Here is an 18612-nt window from a genome sequence, read left to right on the forward strand (position 1 = left end):
AAAAAACATATAGAAAGGGAAGACTATGAAACTAATTTGGACTTATTTGAAAAGATATCCCAAATGGCTAGTACTCGATGTTATTGGGGCATTGACTCTCGTTGTGGTAAACCTGGGTCTGCCGACGGCTCTTGCTCGAATGATTGACCAGGGGGTTACAGTAGGAAATAAGGAAAAAGTTTATTTCTGGGCAATTGTTATGCTTATTGTCATTGTTTTAGGGACAATTGGTCGTGTTGTCCTTGCCTATGCAGCTGGGAAAATTACGACGAACATGATTAAGGACATGCGTAACGATATGTATGATAAGTTACAGCAATATTCACATCAAGAATATGAACAAATTGGTGTGTCTTCCTTAGTCACTCGTATGACAAGTGATGCCTTTATTTTGATGCAATTTGCTGAGCAAACACTGCGAATGGGTGTCATTACACCTTTGATGATGATATCTAGTGTGGTTATGATTTTGGTGACAAGCCCATCCCTTGCTTGGATTGTAGTTATTGCTATTCCATTTTTGGTCTTGGTTGTCTATTATGTGGCAACACGAACTCGTCCATTATCTGAAAATCAACAAGCAACACTTGATAAAATCAACCAGTACGTTCGTGAGAATCTGACTGGCTTACGTGTTATTCGTGCCTTTGCTAGAGAAGATTTCCAAGAAGAACGTTTTGGTCGTAAAAATGATGAGTACAAGGATTTGTCAAGTCGCTTGTTTATCTTAACTGGTTTGACAGAGCCATTATTTGTTTTAATCATTATTTCAATGATTGTTGCGATTGTTTGGTTTGCTTTGAATCCACTTTCTCGTGGGGATTTGCAAATTGGTAATTTGGTAGCTTTTATTGAATATAGCTTCCACGCACTCTTTTCATTCTTATTGTTTGCCAATTTCTTTACCATGTATCCACGTATGGTGGTTTCAAGTGAACGTATTTCAGAAGTGATGGCAATGCCAATTTCAATTGATCCAAATGAGGATGGTGTGACTGAAACTGCTACAAAAGGTTATTTGGAGTTTAATAATGTCACTTTTGCTTATCCTGGTGAAACTGAGAGTCCTGTTTTAAAAGATATTTCTTTTAAGGCTAAACCTGGTGAAACCATTGCCTTCATCGGTTCAACTGGATCTGGTAAATCATCACTCGTTAACTTGATTCCACGTTTTTATGACGTAACACTTGGTAAAATTTTGGTTGATGGTGTTGATGTTCGAGATTATCAACTAAAAGCTCTTCGTCAAAAAATTGGCTTCATTCCGCAAAAAGCTTTGCTATTTACTGGAACAATCGAAGAAAATTTGAAATACGGTAAGACAGATGCGACTAAGGAAGAGTTGCAAGAAGCAGCAGATATTGCTCAGGCTAAGGAATTTATCGAAAGTCGTGATGACCGTTATCAAACGCATTTGGCTGAAGGCGGAAGTAATTTGTCTGGAGGACAAAAGCAACGTTTGTCAATTGCGCGTGCAGTGGTTAAGAAACCAGACATCTATATCTTTGATGATTCATTCTCAGCACTCGATTATAAGACAGATGCTCAGTTACGTGCGCGCTTGAAAGCAGTGACACAAGAAGCAACGGTTTTGATTGTAGCTCAACGTGTTGGAACAATCATGGATGCTGATCAGATTATTGTGCTTGATAAAGGTGAAATCGTTGGACGCGGAACGCATGAGGAATTGATGCAATCAAATGACATTTATCGTGAAATTGCCAATTCACAACTAAACAAAGCCAAAGAGATGAAAGGAGAATAAGAATGTCAAAACGAAATGTTTTTCTACGTTTATGGGATTATCTCCGACAATATAAAGGTGCGCTTTTCTTAGCTATTTTTCTAAAAATCTTTAGCAGTGTCATGAGTGTTCTTGAGCCTTTTGTCCTAGGACTTGCAATCACAGAATTGACCTCAAATCTTTTAGATATGGCTCGTGGTGTAGCTGGTGCTCATATTAATGTTTCATATATTGCTATCATTTTGGTGCTTTACTTTGTGCGTGGTATGGGCTATGAGTTGAGTAGTTATGGTTCAAACTTCTTCATCACAAAAGCGGTACAAAATACTATTCATGATTTGCGTCGTGATTTGAGTGAAAAGATTAATAAGATTCCGGTTTCTTACTTTGATAGTCAACAATTTGGTAATGTTTTGGGACGTTTTACGTCAGATGTGGAAACAGTATCAAATGCTCTTCAACAAAGTTTCCTACGTATCATTGAAGCTTTCACAACGATTACTTTAGTTATCTGCATGGTGCTTTATCTCAATTGGCGCTTGGCTTTGGTAGTGATTGCGATTATTCCATTGACCTATTTTAGTGCCAAATTTATTTTGGGTAAATCACAGCCATATTTCAAAAAACAAGCAGATGCGCTTGGTGATATGAATGGTTTTGTTCAGGAAAATTTGACAGGATTTAACGTCATTAAACTTTATGGACGTGAAGAAATTTCAAGTGAAGAATTCCGTGACATCACTCAGAATTTACAAGAGGTTGGTTTTAAAGCAAGCTTTATTTCTGGGATTATGATGCCGGTGCTTAGCACCATTTCTGATATGGCTTACTTAATCATTGCTGTTTTGGGGGCGTTGCAAGTTCTAGCAGGTCAATTAACAGTTGGTAATATGCAAGCTTTTGTACAATACGTATGGCAAGTCAGCCAGCCAGTTCAAACCATCACTCAATTGGCCAGTGTTCTCCAAAGTGCTAAATCATCACTAGATCGTATTTTTGAAGTGCTTGATGAACCAGATGAAGTTTCTGAAGTGACAGAACACTTAGACCATGATTTAACGGGGCAAGTTAGCTTTGAAAATGTATCTTTCCAATATTCAGCTGATAAACCATTAATTCGCAACTTTAATTTGGAGGTTAAGCCGGGTGAAATGGTTGCAATCGTTGGACCAACTGGTGCTGGTAAGACAACATTGATTAATCTTTTGATGCGCTTCTATGATGTGACTGATGGTTCGATTAAGATTGATGGACATGATATCCGTAACTTGTCACGTCAAGAATATCGTAAACAATTTGGAATGGTTTTACAAGATGCTTGGCTTTATGAAGCAAGTATCAAAGAAAATCTTCGTTTTGGTAATCTAAAAGCTACTGATGATGAGATTGTAGCAGCAGCCAAAGCAGCAAATGTTGATCACTTTATTCGTACCCTTCCTGGTGGATACAATATGGAAATGAATCAAGAATCAAGCAATGTCTCGCAAGGACAAAAACAATTGTTAACTATTGCGCGTGCTTTGTTAGCAGATCCTAAAATCTTGATTCTTGATGAAGCAACTTCATCTGTAGATACACGCCTTGAATTGTTAATTCAAAAAGCCATGGAAAAATTAATGGAAGGTCGTACAAGCTTTGTCATTGCTCACCGTCTATCAACTATTCAAGATGCTGATAAGATTCTTGTGCTTAATAACGGACAAATTGTTGAACAAGGTAACCATGAAAGTCTTTTAGAGGCTAAAGGTTTCTATTATGACCTATACAACAGTCAATTTGCTAAAAATAATTAGGCATTGAATATCTTTCGCAAAGATGATATGATTATTAAGTAATATAACGATGTTTGGGAAAAGCCATCGCTAAAAAAAACCAGCCTAATGACTGAAATTAGCGCCCTTATGGATTCCCGTAAGGGCTTTTCTTTTGCCCAGATATCTGAAAAGATATAGAGGAGATTTAAGATGAAACGCAAATCTGCACTTGTTGTCTTTAGTGGAGGACAAGATTCGACAACATGCCTATTTTGGGCTTTAAAACATTACGACCATGTTGAAACAGTTACTTTTAATTATGGTCAACGTCATAGTTTAGAAATTGAAGTGGCAAAAAAGATTGCTAAAGAACAAGGAGTCAAAAATCACTTGTTAGATATGTCTTTACTTGGACAGTTAACAGAAAATGCTCTAACTCGTGACATTGAAATTGAAAATCCTGATGATGATTTGCCAAATACTTTTGTTGATGGACGCAATCATTTGTTTTTATCATTTGCTGCGGTGCTAGCAAAACGTCTTGGTATTACAGATATTATTACTGGGGTGTGTGAAACAGACTTCTCAGGTTATCCTGATTGTCGTGACGCTTTTGTCAAATCACTAAATGTCACTTTAAATCTTGCTATGGATTACAATTTTGTGATTCAAACACCATTGATGTGGCTTGATAAGTCAGAAACTTGGGAGTTGGCCGATCAACTTGGTCAATTTGATTACGTTCGTGAAAATACATTGACTTGCTATAATGGCATTAAAGGCAGCGGTTGTGGAGAGTGTCCTGCTTGTAAACTTCGTCAAGCTGGTCTGGAAAAATATTTAGCTAGAAGAGGGAAATAATGTTTTCAGTACCAAAAGAACTAAAAAAACCAACAGGTGAGTCTTTGGTTTATTGTCATCGTCGTGTTATGGTTTCAAAAGAATTTACTTTTGATGCTGCTCATCATTTGTTTAATTATGATGGTAAATGTAAAGCACTTCACGGTCACACTTATCGTTTGCAGATTGCTGTTTCTGGCATGCTTGATGATCGCGCAATGGCAGTTGATTTTGGAGATATAAAAGAGATTTATAAAGAGTATTTAGAACCGCATTTAGACCACCGTTACCTTAATGAAAGTTTGCCTTATATGAACACTACAGCTGAAAATATGGTTTATTGGATTTTTAAGCAAGTGGCTCAGCATTTACCAAAAGAACGTGAGATAAGAATTGAATATGTGCGCTTGTATGAAACGCCAACGTCATTTGCGGAGTTCAGAAGGGAGTGGGAGTAAATGACTAAAAGGCAATTGAAGTTGCCAATTCTTGAAATTTTCGGACCAACTTTTCAAGGAGAAGGACGTGCCATTGGTCAAAAGACTATGTTCGTTAGAACTGGTGGTTGCGATTATCATTGTGCTTGGTGTGATTCGGCCTTTACTTGGGATGGTTCAGAAAAAGCTAAGCGTATGACAGCTGATGAAATCATTGCAGAACTTGATCGATTAGGAGTTTATGATTATGTAACTTTGTCTGGAGGAAATCCTTGTCTTTTAGGTGCAAATATGGCTGATTTGGTTGCTAAGTTAAAGGCGCGTGGTGTCACTTTAGCCATTGAAACGCAAGGTTCACGTTGGCAAACATGGTTAAAAGACATTGATCAGGTGACGCTTAGTCCTAAACCACCATCAAGTCAGATGACTGTCAATTTTGAGACTTTAGATTTTATCGTGTCACAATTGGATAAAAATCAAGTTACTTTTAAAATTCCAGTTTTTGACGCTGCTGATTTGGCTTTTGCTAAGATGATTCAAAAACGCTATCAGCCAGACGTTTTGTATTTGTCAGCTGGAAATCCTGAACCATATGTTAGTGGAAATATTGTAGAGCATCAGCTTGATCGCTTGCGCCAACTTTGGGAGACAGTTGCAGCAGATCCTGAATGGAAGAGTGTTCGCGTATTACCACAACTACACACGCTTTTATATGATAATAAACGTGGTGTTTAATAGGAGATTTAAATAAATAGAAGCGCTGCTTGATTGTATGCGCTAGTTTTGGGAGAAATACTATAACCGATTAAAGTGACAAATCATGGGTGTTTTGTCACAATTACACATATATTTGATAAGGAAAATAGAATTTAAACAGGAGATTTAAATGACTAGAACAGATGAAATGAAAGATTTAACCCTTTTGGGAAATCAAAATACAAAATATAAATACGACTATGACCCAAGCATTCTGGAATCATTTGATAATCGTCACGTCGATAATGACTATTTTATCAAATTCAATTGTCCAGAATTCACATCACTTTGTCCGATTACTGGGCAACCTGATTTTGCGACAATCTATCTTTCTTACATTCCAGATAAACTTTGCGTTGAATCAAAATCGCTAAAACTGTATCTTTTTAGTTATCGAAACCATGGCGATTTCCATGAGAATTGTATCAATACGATTGGTAAGGATTTGATTGCGCTTTTGCAACCACGTTATCTAGAAGTTTGGGGTAAGTTTACGCCACGTGGTGGTTTGTCGATTGACCCTTATTTCAATTATGGAAAACCAGGAACAAAATATGAGAAAATGGCTGATTACCGTCTGATGAATCATGATTTGTATCCTGAAACCATTGATAATCGTTAAAAATAAAAAGCCTTTGGATATTTCCGAAGGCTTTATTGATTATATTTTAAATGAAAAAGTAATTCCAGAAACACCTATTGCCATGAGAAGAAGACCTGCAAGTCTACCAATAAAAATAGCAGATAGGGTTGGATTGAATAGAAGGAACAAACCTAGAAGGATGGCAATAACAGCCGATGATAGGAAACGGTTAGCATCATAGAAATCAGCTTTTCGCATTTGGAATCCACCAATCAAGCGTAAGAAACCACTGATTAAAATCCAATAAGCTGCAATGGTCATAACGGCGTTTGATAGCGACATGGCTGAGCTAGATAACAAGATAATCCCAAAGACAATGGATAAGATACCTTGTAGTAAGTACCAAAGAGAACGATTGACGCTACTTGAATACATGAAAAGACTTGTGAAACCAGATAGAAAAATAATAATGGCGATAATCCAACCAATCATAGCAGTTGTTGTGAATGGATGAATAAAGAGGAAAAGTCCGATTAGCAGGGCAATAATCCCTGACCATAGTGATAAACGTTTCATAATGATACCTCCTATATTGTCACCCTTATCATATCACATTTTATAGAAAAAAGATTGTTAAAACATGCATTAAATAAGGTCTTGAAACGATTTATAACATAGCGTGTAATATTTCATAACATCAAAATGGAAAAATTTTCAAAAAGTTACAGTAAGTGCTTGACAGAAATATTCAGAAAATTTATAATATTTAATGTAATACATAATTACAATCTCGTTTTTGGAGGAATATATATATGACTACAGGTAAAGAGTATGTAGCTGGCGTCTTTGAAAAGGTTAAAGCTCAAAATGCTCACGAACCCGAGTTTCTACAAGCTGTCGAAGAAGTGTTTGAATCACTTGTTCCAGTTTTCGATAAATACCCAAAATACGTTGAAGAAAATCTTCTTGAACGTTTGGTAGAACCTGAACGTATCGTTTCATTCCGTGTTCCATGGGTTGACGATAAAGGTCACGTTCAAGTGAACCGTGGCTTCCGTGTTCAATTCTCATCAGCAATTGGTCCTTACAAAGGTGGTCTTCGTTTCCACCCATCAGTAAACCAATCAATCATCAAGTTCCTTGGATTTGAACAAATCTTTAAGAATTCATTGACTGGTCAACCAATCGGTGGTGGTAAAGGGGGTTCTAACTTTGATCCTAAAGGTAAATCAGATAACGAAATCATGCGTTTCTGCCAAAGCTTTATGACAGAGTTGAGCAAACATATTGGAGCTGACACTGATGTTCCTGCTGGGGATATCGGTGTTGGTGGTCGTGAAATTGGTTACCTCTATGGCCAATACAAACGTCTTCGTAATGAATATACAGGTGTTCTTACTGGTAAAGGACTTACTTACGGTGGTTCTCTTGCACGTACAGAAGCAACTGGTTATGGTGCTGTTTACTTTGCTGAACAAATGCTTAAAGCTCGCGGTGAAGACTTCGCTGGTAAAGTAGCTCTTGTATCAGGTTCAGGTAACGTTGCTATTTATGCAACTGAAAAACTTCAATCACTTGGTGCTAAAGTTGTTGCTGTTTCAGATTCATCTGGTTTTGTTTACGATCCAGAAGGAATCGATGTTCCACTTCTAAAACAATTGAAAGAAGTTGAACGTGCACGTATCGTGAAATACGCTGAAGCTCGTCCAAGTGCAACTTTCACACCTGCTAACGAAGGGACTATCTGGTCAATCAAAGCAGACCTTGCTTTCCCATGTGCTACACAAAATGAAATCAATGCTGAACAAGCTAAAATGCTTGTTGACAATGGTGTCATTGCTGTTACTGAAGGTGCAAACATGCCTTCAACATTGGAAGCTATCGAAGTCTTCCAAAAAGCTGGTGTTTCATTTGGTCCTGCCAAAGCAGCCAACGCTGGTGGTGTAGCTGTTTCAGCCCTTGAAATGGCACAAAATAGCCAACGTACACCTTGGACTTTTGAAGAAGTAGATGCCAAACTTTACAACATCATGAAAGGCATTTACGAAAATGCAGCAGCTGCAGCCAAAGAATTTGATGCAGAAGGTAACCTTGTTGTTGGTGCCAATATTGCTGGATTCCTTAAAGTTGCTGAAGCTATGTCAGCACAAGGTATTGTCTAAAACATTTTTAGAATCGTACAGACGGATTCAACAAGCCATTTTTATCTTAAATTAATTCTCTAATATCAAATAACCGAATTGAGCTCACTTATGTGAGCTCTTTTGGTTACCTTAGTTTTTTGTTATAATGTTTTTATTGAAAGTGAGGTTTGCTTATGGTGATAGTGAGAGAAGCTTTAGCTAGTGATGCTAGGGATATTTTGACGTTTTGCCAGCAAATTGGTTCAGAATCAGACAATTTGTCTTATGGTCAAGAAGGTTTAGGGATTTCTGTTTCTGATGAAGAAAAGCTATTGACTAAGGTCCATGAAGATGAAAGGTCCTACTTTTTAGTTGCCAAAGAGGCTGACGAATTAGTTGGAACTTGTAATTATTGTGGCTTTCGTAAGGCTCGTCTAGCTCATCGAGCCGAGATTGGTATTGCAGTGAAAAAAGATTACTGGAATCAAGGAATTGGTCGCAAGCTTTTAACACGTTTAATTGCTTTAGCCAAGCAATCAGGCTTGAAAGTTCTTTCGCTTGAAGTTCGTTCTGATAATAGCAGAGCTATTCACCTCTATGAAAGCTTAGGCTTCCAAAAGATTGGAACCTTTAAACATTTTATGGAAATTAATGGAAAAGCCGTTGACTTTGATATTATGGAATTATTTTTGGAGAAATCATGATTAAAGACATTGTAAGAGATACTTTTTTCTTGGCGCAAAAGTCAGAAGAAGCAACAAAAGAAGATTTATATTTGGCGCAAGATTTACAAGATACTTTAAATGCTAACCGTGCTAATTGTGTTGGAATGGCTGCAAATATGATTGGTGTTAAGAAGCGCGTTATTATTGTTAATATGGGTGTGGCTGATTTGGTTATGTTTAATCCAGTCATGACCAATAAATCCCTTCCTTTTGATACACAAGAGTCTTGTTTGTCCTTGCTAGGGTCACGTCCGACACGTCGTTATCAAAAAATTGATGTGACATTCAGAGATAAAAACTGGAATCAGCAAAGTCTAACGTTGACAGGGTTAGCAGCACAAATTTGTCAACATGAGTTGGATCATTTAGAAGGTATTATTATTTAAAAGTAATAGAAACGTTGATATATCAGCGTTTCTTTTTGTATGTGTAAAAAAATACTTATCATGAGAACTTTTTTCTTGACATTAGTTCTCATAAGAACTATAATGATTTCTACAAGAATAAATCTTGAAAACTTTTCAGAAAGTGAGGAAAAAATGCGAGAAAGAGATCCGTTTTCACAATTTCGATATTTTATTAATTTGATGGAAAATCGTGTTCATGAGGTTGGAGAGGCTCATGGCGTTGAAAATCTTGCTGGTCCACAAGGATTTGCGGTTTTATATTTACGTGAGAATGAAGATAAAGAAGTTTTCATTAAAGATATTGAGTGTAAACTTAAAATTTCAAAATCTGTAACCAGTAATTTAATTAAGCGAATGGAAAAGAATGGGTATATTAAGGTTGTTCCATCAGAGGTTGATAAACGCTACAAGCGTGTTGTTTTAACAGAACTTGGTAAAGCAAAATCAAAAGATATCGATGCTTTTCATGAAGCCATTCATAAGCAGATTTTGAAAGGTATTAGTCGTGAAGAATTGGAACTCTCAATGAGTGTCTTTGATCGCATTTTGAAAAACTTAGAAAACAAGGAGTAACGCATGTTAAAAATTTTTAAACGTTTAACGGCAAAAGAAATCGTTATGATGCTTGTTGCCGTCTTATTTGTGTGTTTGAATGTTTTCTTGGATTTAAAAATTCCGGATTACATGTCTGATATCACATCCTTGCTCTCAACTCAAGGAACAAAAGCCAAGGATATTTTTGCTTGGAATCTAGATGCCCCCGGTATGCGTATGGTCTTGCTTTCTTTAGGAAGCTTTGCTGCATCAGTAGTTGTCGGATTCTTAGCAGCCCGTATCGCAGCAAGTTTTAGTACACGCTTGCGTGATGATATTTTCCACAGTGTCCTTGATTTTTCAGATGCGGAAATCAAGAAATTTTCAATTCCAAGTCTTTTGACACGTACAACCAATGATATTACACAAATTCAATTAGTCTTTACAATGGGACTTCAAGTTATTACCAAGGGACCGATTATGGCAATTTGGGCGATCACAAAGATTGCTGATAAAAACCATGAGTGGTTGTTAGTGCTTGTTGTTGCCGTAGCTGTTATGATTTTGATGTTGATTTTCTTGTTAATGATGGTTATGCCAAAACAACGTATGATTCAAAAATTAACTGATAAATTGAACAGTATTACACGTGAGTCATTGACAGGTATTCGTGTCGTTCGTGCCTATAATGCTGAAAATTACCAAGATGGTAAGTTTGCAAAAGCTAACGACAATGTTACAAACTTTAACCTTTTCATTAACCGTTCAATGGCTTTGATGTCACCAGTCATGACAAGTATTTCAAGTGGTATGACTTTAGCTATTTATTGGATTGGTGCCTTCTTGATTGAAGATATCGCTATTCCAAAAGATCCAACAAAAATCGCTGGAGCTATGCAAGATAAAGTTAATATCTTCTCAGATATGGTGGTTTATTCATCTTATGCCATGCAGGTGGTTATTGGATTTATGATGATGATTATTGTCTTCTTCATTCTTCCTCGTGCAGTTGTTGCTGCTGGTCGTATTAATGAAGTTTTAGATACAAAACCATCAGTTCTTTATCCTGAGGAAAGTAAGTCTCAACCAGCTGAAAAAGGTTCTGTAGAATTTAATGATGTTTCTTTCCGTTACAGCGACCATTCAGAAGCTGTTTTGGAACATGTTTCCTTTAAGGCTAAATCAGGTGACACTGTTGCCTTTATCGGATCAACTGGTTCAGGTAAATCAACATTGGTAAACTTGATTCCTCGTTTCTACGATGCAACAGAAGGAACGATTAAGGTAGATGGTGTTGATGTTCGTGATTACGATCATGATACCCTTCATAAGATTGTGGGTTATATTCCACAAAAAGCTGTCCTCTTTAGTGGAGATATTGCTTCAAATATGGACATGGGTGATAGTAATAGTTCACCACTTGATGATGATAAAATGTGGGAAGCTCTCGACTTAGCACAAGGTAAAGACTTTGTTGAAAGTAAAGAAGGACAACTTAAGGCTCAAGTATCTCAAGGGGGTCAAAACTTCTCAGGTGGTCAGAAACAACGTTTGGCAATTGCTCGCGCCCTTGCTCGTAAACCTGAGATTATCATCTTTGATGATTCATTCTCAGCTCTTGACTATAAGACTGACCGAATCCTTCGTTCACAATTGAAAGAACGTACAGCAGATATGACAAAATTGATTGTTGCACAACGTATTTCAACAATCATGGATGCCGATCAAATTTTAGTCTTGGATGAAGGTAAAGTGGTTGGTCAAGGTACTCACGAAGAACTTCTTGCAACAAATGATGTTTATCGTGAAATTGCCTACTCACAATTATCTAAGGAGGAATTAGAAAATGGAAAATAAGAAAAAAGCATCTTTCTATAGTAGAATGAAGCCATATATCAAAGGTTTCCAATTTCCATTTATCCTTGCGGTGATTGGAGCCATGGTTTCAGCAACGGTTACAGTTATTGGACCTGATAAATTAAAAGAAATCACAAACACCATCATGAAAGGTTTGACACCGACAAAAATGGGTACAATCCCAGGTGTTGACTTAGATAAGGTTGGTCAAATTGCTTTAACCCTTGCGGTTTTATATGTGATTTCAGCAGTGGTTGGTTACATTCAAAACTTTACTGTAGCAACAATTGTTCAACGATTTACACAACGTTTACGTACAGCTATTCAAGTAAAAATTGACCGTGTGCCACTCAACTATTTTGACAGCCACTCACAAGGGGATACCCTTTCTCGTGTGACAAATGACGTGGATTTGCTTGGCCAATCTCTTAACCAAAGTTTGGGAACATTGGTCACTTCAACAGTGCTTTTGATTGGTTCTATTTTCATGATGTTCCATTCAAATGTTAGTATGGCGCTAACAGCTATTGGTTCTGTCTTTATCGGATTCTTGTTGGTGGTTGTGATTATGGGATCATCTCAACCATTGTTCAAACGCCAACAAAATAACTTGGCTGCAGTTAATGGTTATGTTGAAGAAATTTATTCTGGTCATAATGTGGTAACAAGTTATAATGCTTCAAATGAAACCAGTGAAGCTTTCAAAACATTGAACACAAACCTTTACAAATCAATGTGGCAGTCACAGTTCTTATCAGGAATTATGATGCCCCTAATGATTTTCATTGGTAACTTTGGTTATGTTATGGTCTGTGTGGTTGGGGCTGTTAAGGTGATTAATGGAGATATCACAATGGGTGATGTGGTTGCCTTTATGACATACGTGCGTATCTTCTCACAACCATTATCACAAATTGCCCAAGCCTTCACACAAATGCAATCTGCTACAGCTGCCATGAGTCGTGTCTTTGAATTCCTTGAAGAAGATGAAATGGAAGACGATTCTGATAAAGAACGCCAATTGACAGATGTTAAAGGTGAGGTTACATTTGATAATGTCTTCTTTGGTTATTCTAAAGATAAAACAATCATTCATGATTTCTCTGCAGTTGCAAAACCTGGTCAAAAAGTGGCTATCGTTGGTCCAACAGGTGCTGGTAAGACAACTATTGTTAACTTGCTCATGAAATTCTATGAAATTGATAAAGGACAAATTGCCATCGATGGTGTTGATACTCGTTTAATGTCACGTGAAGAAGTTCATGATCAGTTCTCAATGGTGCTTCAAGATACTTGGTTGTTTGAAGGAACAATTAAAGAAAACTTGATTTACAATCAAGAAAATATCACTGATGAACAAGTAGTGGCAGCAGCTAAGGCAGTGGGGGTTCACCACTTTATCATGACATTGCCTGATGGTTACGATACTTATCTTGATGATTCAGTGACACTTTCTATCGGTCAAAAACAACTCTTGACTATTGCACGTGCTCTCTTGAAAGATGCTCCGCTTCTTATTCTTGACGAAGCTACATCATCAGTTGATACTCGTACAGAAGAGTTGATTCAAAAAGCCATGGATAAATTGATGGAAGGTCGCACATCCTTTGTTATTGCCCACCGTTTGTCAACAATCAAAAATGCTGATTTAATCCTTGTAATGAAAGATGGTAACATTATTGAGCAAGGTAATCACGATGATTTGATGACACAAGGTGGTTTCTATGCAGACCTTTACAACTCACAATTTGAAGTAGCCTAATTAAAAGAGACCGTAAGGTCTCTTTAGACTGAATAAAAAGTCTTTTTTTGATACTTTTCTTAGGTGGTGCCGTCGGCAGCGACTTCCTGCGGAATTCCATGCTTAAGTTTTGAGTCTAAGGTCTCAAAACTCCCGGGTGGCTGATGTAATTAGCCTTCAGCCACTTTCACCACGGCGAAAAGTATCGCTTTCTTGCTCGCTTTGCTCGCAAATGAATCCTAAAATTGAAGTATTGCAATGATAAGTTAGAATTTATTTTAGGTTGAAAGCAGGTTTGTCTACATTCTGAAGAGACCGTATGGTCTCTTTTTTGTAAGGACTTGTTTTATCTTTATTTTAAGGAATTTTGTTATAATGAAGTTAACATCTAGTTAGGAAAAGATATGACAGAAACGATTTACGGAAAGTACGCAGACTACCTTCCTTTGATTTTAGAGGACTTTAGTCAGCGTATTCAAGAAAAAAATGACCTGGTTAAGAAAGAAACAGGTTATAAATTATTTGAGCATCTTATTGCGCGTGTTAAGACACAAGAAAGTATGATTGAAAAGTGTCAACGAAAAGGATATGAAGTGAGCACTGAATCAGCTTTGAGGCTGATTCGTGATAGTATTGGTTTGCGCATTATTTGTGGTTTCGTTGATGATATTTATCGCTTGGTTGATGTGATTCATTCTTTTGACCATTGTCGAGTGATTGAAGAAAAAGATTACATTAAACAAGCTAAGCCAAATGGTTACCGTTCTTATCACATGATTGTAGAAGTTAGGACACCTTACCCTGACTGTCTGGGAAACGAGCAAGGCTCATATTTTATTGAGGTTCAGCTCCGCACCATTGCTATGGATTCATGGGCTAGTCTTGAACATCAGATGAAATATAAACATGATATTAAAGACCCTAAGCGTATTGTGAGGGAATTAAAACGTTGTGCTGATGAATTAGCTTCGTGTGATTTAACCATGCAAACCATCCGCAACTTGATTCAAGAAAGTTCTCAAGATGAAGGAGAATAAAAACTATGAAAGTACTTATTGCAGAAGATGAAATTCAGATGAACCGAGTTTTGACAACAGCATTGACTCATGAAGGTTATGATGTTGATTCTGTTTATGATGGTCAAGCAGCTATAGATAAAGCTAATGAGAATGCTTATGACGTGATGGTCATGGACATTATGATGCCGAGAAAAACTGGGATTCAAGCTGTTCAAGAAATTCGTCAAAGTGGTAACCAAGCTCACATTATTATGTTGACAGCTATGTCTGAAATTGATGACCGCGTGATGGGACTTGATGCTGGTGCTGATGATTATTTGACCAAACCATTTTCTTTAAAAGAGTTATTGGCGCGACTTCGGTCAATGTCTCGTCGTGTAGATACTAATTTCACATCGAATATTTTAAAACTTGGGACTGTAACTTTAAATGTTGGTGAGCAGGAATTGGTTAGCCAAAATACCATTCGTTTGGCAGGGAAAGAAGCAAAAATGCTTGAATTCTTTATGCTTAATCCAGGTAAGAAGTTATCAACTGAGCAAATTTTTAATCATGTCTGGGCAAGTGATAAGGATGATCCAGATATTGATACTGGTTATGTTTTTATTTATGTTTCCTATCTTCGTCAAAAACTTCAAGCAATTGGGGCAAATCTTGTGATTGAAGGAGAAGAAATGGGAGACTATGAGTTGAAAGAATTGTAGGTGGTTCAATGTTTCGAAAGCTTCGCCTCCGCTTTATTGCCATTGCTTCCTTAGCGATTTTACTTGTTTTGTTTTCGGTTGTTAGCGTTTTGAATTCTGCTAGGCATGTTCAGACAGTGGATGAAATCAATAAAATTCTAACCTTACTTGCTGATAATGGAGGAAGTTTTCCCAGTATTTCAAAAACGACTAGTGAATTAGGCGATACGGTTTCAGTAGATACCCTTTTTCAATACCGATATTTTAGTGCTAAAATGGATAGTGATGGGAAGATTATTTCTTTAAATGCGAGCAATATTTCTGATTTGACTGATCAAGAAGTCAAAGAGTTTTTGGAGAAAATTAACCAATCTAAGGATACTCGAGCTGATTTTTCTTATCATCAACACACTTATTCTTACTTGGTGACAGAAGAAAGTCGACATACGGATTTGATTGTGGTATTAGATTCGACTAATCAATTTAGAGATAATCTTGCTTTGGTGCACTTGTCTATTTGGATGTCAGGTGCTAGCTTTATTTTCTTTGTCTTGGTTATCTCAATTGTATCTGGCAAAGTTATCAAACCGTTTATTCGTAACTATGAACGTCAACGACGATTTATCACCAATGCTGGTCATGAATTAAAGACTCCGTTAGCGATTATTGCTGCGAATAATGAACTTGTTGAATTGATGAATGGAGAGTCTGAATGGACTAAAAGTACTAACGATCAAATCGATCGTATGACAGGCTTAATTAATGGTTTAGTAGCTATGGCGCGTTTAGAAGAACAGCCTGAGTTGGTCTTAACAAGTGTTAATTTTTCTGATATTGCTAGAGATGCTGCAGAAGATTTTAAAGGACCAGTTATCAAGGATGGCAAACACTTTATCATGGGGATTCAATCAGGTATTCATGTTAAAGCTGAAGAAAAGTCATTATTTGAATTGGTAACGCTTTTGGTTGATAATGCTAATAAATATTGCGATCCAGGTGGAACGGTATCGGTTAAATTAAGTAAGAATCGCCTTTCTAAAGCTCGTCTTGAAATTTCCAATACCTACAAAGCAGGTAAAAATGTTGATTACACAAAATTCTTTGAACGGTTTTATAGAGAAGACGAATCCCACAATAATAAGAATTCAGGCTATGGCATTGGACTTTCAATGGCAAAAACGATGGTCAAACTTTTTAAAGGCAACATTTCAGTTACCTATAAGGATGATACGATTACATTTGTTGTGACTTTGTAGAAAAAGAAAAAGCTGAGACAAGAAGTCTCGGCTTTTTTACGCTTTTTTAGACAGAGTAGCTTGATAGGCGTTTTACTTGTTCGACACTTTCGTTTGGTCCGTAGTTGTCAGGAAAACGATCAAGAGTTTGAATTTTGGCTAAATCTTCCTGACTAAGTTCAAAATCAAAAATGTCAAAGTTTTCTTTGATACGATTGAGGTGAACTGATTTTGGAATGGTCAAAATGTCATTTTGAATTTGCCAGCGAAGAATGACCTGAGCAACTGACTTACCATGTTTTTTTGCAATACTTGTTAGGATAGAATCTTTGAAAATATCATCTTTTCCTTGATTAAAGGGACTCCATGCTTGTGTAGCAACGTCAAATTCTTGGTTAGCTGCACGGAGAAGTGGTTGCTGTTTGTATGGATGAAGTTCAATCTGGTTAAGTGCTGGAACAATTTCAGTATTGATAGCAAAATCTGTCAGCCGCCCTGTTGAGAAATTTGAGACGCCAATGGCACGAATACGACCTTCTTTATAGAGATCAGACATTGCACGCCAAGCTCCATGAGTATCACCGTATGGTTGGTGAATGAGGTAGAGGTCTAGATAATCAGTTCCTAGTTTTTTGAGGCTTGTTTCAAATGCTTTTTGGGTTTCATCATAGCCAAGTTGGTTAATCCAAGCTTTAGTAGTTATGAAAACATCTTCACGTTTAATACCTGAAGCTTTAATAGCCTTACCGACTGCTTCCTCATTTCGATAAAGAGCTGCTGTATCGATAAGACGATAACCGACTTCAAGAGCGTCTTCGACTGACTTTTGGCATTCATCTTGGTCAAAAATTTGCCATACTCCAAAACCAAGTTTTGGGATTTTAACACCGTTATTGAGAGTTTTAAATTCCATAAGCGTCCTCCATTTTTTCTTCATTCTAACACAAAAGTTTTGTAATCTTAAAAGATACGACTCAAACTAGATTAGCTGACTGTTGTCTTCAAATTCTTCTAAACTAAGCTTGATTTCATTGATGAAACTAGCTCCGATATCAGATAGTTTTTTCTTGCGATTGGTCACATAACCGAGGGTGTGTTTTGGACTATTCTTCAGTGGAATAAGAACAATCTGATCTTTGACAAAGCTATTAACAATGCCAAGCCCTGAGGCATAAGCATTCGTAGCACAAAGTAAATTCATCACAGTTCCTCGGTCATTGCTGTATAGAATACGTTGTTCATCATGGATATCAAGAGCATCTTCATCAAAATTCAGACCTGATTGTTCTTGACGAAAGCGAATTTGATTATAACCTTTTAGGTCACTTTCTGAAATTACTGCTTTGTTAGCAAGTGGGTGGTCACGACGGAGAAAGACACGTGTCGGGAATTCTCCTAAAGAGGTAAATTCCAAATCATGGTGTTCTAGTGACGATTTTAAAATGTGTTTGTTGTCATCATCCAGGTAAATAATTCCTAAGTCAGCTTCAAAAGAAGCAACACTATCAAGGATTTTTTTGGTACTTGTTTCAATTGTTTGAAATTCTTGATAATCTTGTTTAAATTCTTGGGCGACTTTAGCAAGTGGAATAGATAAAAAGTCGTAGTGATGAGAAGCAACCGTAAAACTTTTCTTAAATTGATCATGGTAGCGTTGTTGTAATAAATCTAATTCTCCAATGATGCGTTTAGCATACTTTAAAAAATCATGACCATCCTCAGTTAAACGTGTTCCTGTGTTAGAGCGCGTGAAAAGTTGAACCCCTAATTCAGTTTCTAAATCTTTAATAGAGCAAGACAAGTTGGGCTGAGTCATGTATAATTCCTTAGCGGCCTGGCTAAAAGACCCTACGCGAGCGACGACTTCGACATAACGACATTGTTGGAAATTCATAAAACATCATACCTTCTTGTAATAATTGTTAATATTATAGTGAAAATACATTAAAAAATCAGCAAAATTCTGATAAGAATATCTTAAGTACTGATAAAAAAATCCTATAACCTGCGATAAATACGTCTAATTATTAGCCGATTTTATGGCTGGTAATAAAAAGAATAGATTTTTCTAAAGAGCTTAAAGCTGATACAATAAGCTTAGAAAGCTACTCGGAGGTGACGTGTTAATGCTCATAACAGAAAAGCACTTAAGAAATAGCTCAATTGCTGTTACA

Annotated in this window: 18 protein-coding genes; 15 read left to right on the top strand and 3 right to left on the bottom strand. The window is 36.9% G+C overall.

Annotated features, from left to right (window positions below; genetic code table 11):
- Positions 1–25 precede the first annotated feature (25 nt).
- From BLP98_RS01890 to queF, 6 genes are all read left to right on the top strand, one after another.
- A complete protein-coding gene (locus tag BLP98_RS01890) occupies positions 26–1765 on the top strand; it encodes an ABC transporter ATP-binding protein (RefSeq protein WP_074481641.1) in 1740 nt (579 codons plus the stop codon).
- Positions 1766–1767: 2 nt separating this feature from the next.
- The gene (locus tag BLP98_RS01895; RefSeq protein ID WP_074481642.1) at positions 1768–3537 is read left to right on the top strand and encodes an ABC transporter ATP-binding protein; all 1770 of its coding nucleotides are present in this window, start codon (positions 1768–1770) and stop codon (positions 3535–3537) included.
- A gap of 171 nt (positions 3538–3708) precedes the next feature.
- Positions 3709–4359, top strand: a complete 651-nt coding sequence (gene queC / locus BLP98_RS01900; protein ID WP_074481643.1) for a 7-cyano-7-deazaguanine synthase QueC — start codon at positions 3709–3711, stop codon at positions 4357–4359.
- Positions 4359–4796, top strand: a complete 438-nt coding sequence (gene queD, locus BLP98_RS01905) for a 6-carboxytetrahydropterin synthase QueD (RefSeq protein ID WP_074481644.1) — start codon at positions 4359–4361, stop codon at positions 4794–4796. Before queC ends, queD begins: the two co-directional genes overlap by 1 nt.
- Positions 4797–5510 (top strand): 7-carboxy-7-deazaguanine synthase QueE, encoded by a 714-nt coding sequence (queE, locus tag BLP98_RS01910; protein ID WP_074481645.1) that lies wholly within the window; start codon positions 4797–4799, stop codon positions 5508–5510.
- A 151-nt stretch (positions 5511–5661) separates the two neighbouring features.
- Positions 5662–6153 carry a preQ(1) synthase gene (gene queF, locus BLP98_RS01915; RefSeq protein ID WP_074481646.1) on the top strand — a complete coding sequence of 164 codons (492 nt, stop codon included), beginning with the start codon at positions 5662–5664 and terminating at the stop codon, positions 6151–6153.
- A gap of 39 nt (positions 6154–6192) precedes the next feature.
- On the opposite strand, the gene BLP98_RS01920 is transcribed toward queF, so the two are convergent.
- Positions 6193–6690, bottom strand: coding sequence for an HdeD family acid-resistance protein (locus BLP98_RS01920; RefSeq protein ID WP_074481647.1), 498 nt, complete (start codon positions 6688–6690; stop codon positions 6193–6195).
- A gap of 236 nt (positions 6691–6926) precedes the next feature.
- On the opposite strand from BLP98_RS01920, the gene gdhA reads away from it, so the two are divergent.
- The 9 genes from gdhA (at position 6927) to BLP98_RS01965 (ending at position 16459) form a co-directional block, all read left to right on the top strand.
- Positions 6927–8276, top strand: a complete 1350-nt coding sequence (gene gdhA / locus BLP98_RS01925; protein WP_074481648.1) for an NADP-specific glutamate dehydrogenase — start codon at positions 6927–6929, stop codon at positions 8274–8276.
- A 155-nt stretch (positions 8277–8431) separates the two neighbouring features.
- Positions 8432–8941: a GNAT family N-acetyltransferase gene (locus tag BLP98_RS01930; protein WP_074481649.1), complete on the top strand. Its 510-nt coding sequence runs from the start codon at positions 8432–8434 to the stop codon at positions 8939–8941.
- Positions 8938–9348, top strand: a complete 411-nt coding sequence (locus BLP98_RS01935) for a peptide deformylase (protein WP_074481650.1) — start codon at positions 8938–8940, stop codon at positions 9346–9348. The genes BLP98_RS01930 and BLP98_RS01935 overlap by 4 nt, the downstream gene beginning before the upstream one ends.
- 153 nt (positions 9349–9501) lie before the next feature.
- Entirely contained in the window at positions 9502–9942 is a 441-nt protein-coding gene (locus BLP98_RS01940) for a MarR family winged helix-turn-helix transcriptional regulator (protein WP_074481802.1), read from the top strand.
- Between the two features lie 3 nt (positions 9943–9945).
- Positions 9946–11760, top strand: a complete 1815-nt coding sequence (locus BLP98_RS01945) for an ABC transporter ATP-binding protein (protein WP_074481651.1) — start codon at positions 9946–9948, stop codon at positions 11758–11760.
- A complete protein-coding gene (locus BLP98_RS01950) occupies positions 11750–13522 on the top strand; it encodes an ABC transporter ATP-binding protein (RefSeq protein WP_074481652.1) in 1773 nt (590 codons plus the stop codon). Before BLP98_RS01945 ends, BLP98_RS01950 begins: the two co-directional genes overlap by 11 nt.
- A gap of 383 nt (positions 13523–13905) precedes the next feature.
- Entirely contained in the window at positions 13906–14538 is a 633-nt protein-coding gene (locus tag BLP98_RS01955; protein WP_074481653.1) for a GTP pyrophosphokinase, read from the top strand.
- Positions 14539–14543: 5 nt separating this feature from the next.
- Entirely contained in the window at positions 14544–15224 is a 681-nt protein-coding gene (locus BLP98_RS01960) for a response regulator transcription factor (protein ID WP_074481654.1), read from the top strand.
- 8 nt (positions 15225–15232) lie between these two features.
- A complete protein-coding gene (locus BLP98_RS01965) occupies positions 15233–16459 on the top strand; it encodes a sensor histidine kinase (RefSeq protein WP_074481655.1) in 1227 nt (408 codons plus the stop codon).
- 46 nt (positions 16460–16505) lie between these two features.
- Here the strand turns inward: BLP98_RS01965 and BLP98_RS01970 are convergent, their stop codons facing one another.
- Entirely contained in the window at positions 16506–17351 is an 846-nt protein-coding gene (locus BLP98_RS01970; protein ID WP_074481656.1) for an aldo/keto reductase, read from the bottom strand.
- Between the two features lie 66 nt (positions 17352–17417).
- Complete coding sequence (locus tag BLP98_RS01975) at positions 17418–18332, bottom strand: LysR family transcriptional regulator (RefSeq protein ID WP_074481657.1); 915 nt, start codon at positions 18330–18332, stop codon at positions 17418–17420.
- Positions 18333–18612 lie beyond the last annotated feature (280 nt).

Source organism: Streptococcus equinus, assembly GCF_900104225.1.
Taxonomy (GTDB): Bacteria; Bacillota; Bacilli; order Lactobacillales; family Streptococcaceae; genus Streptococcus; species Streptococcus equinus_D.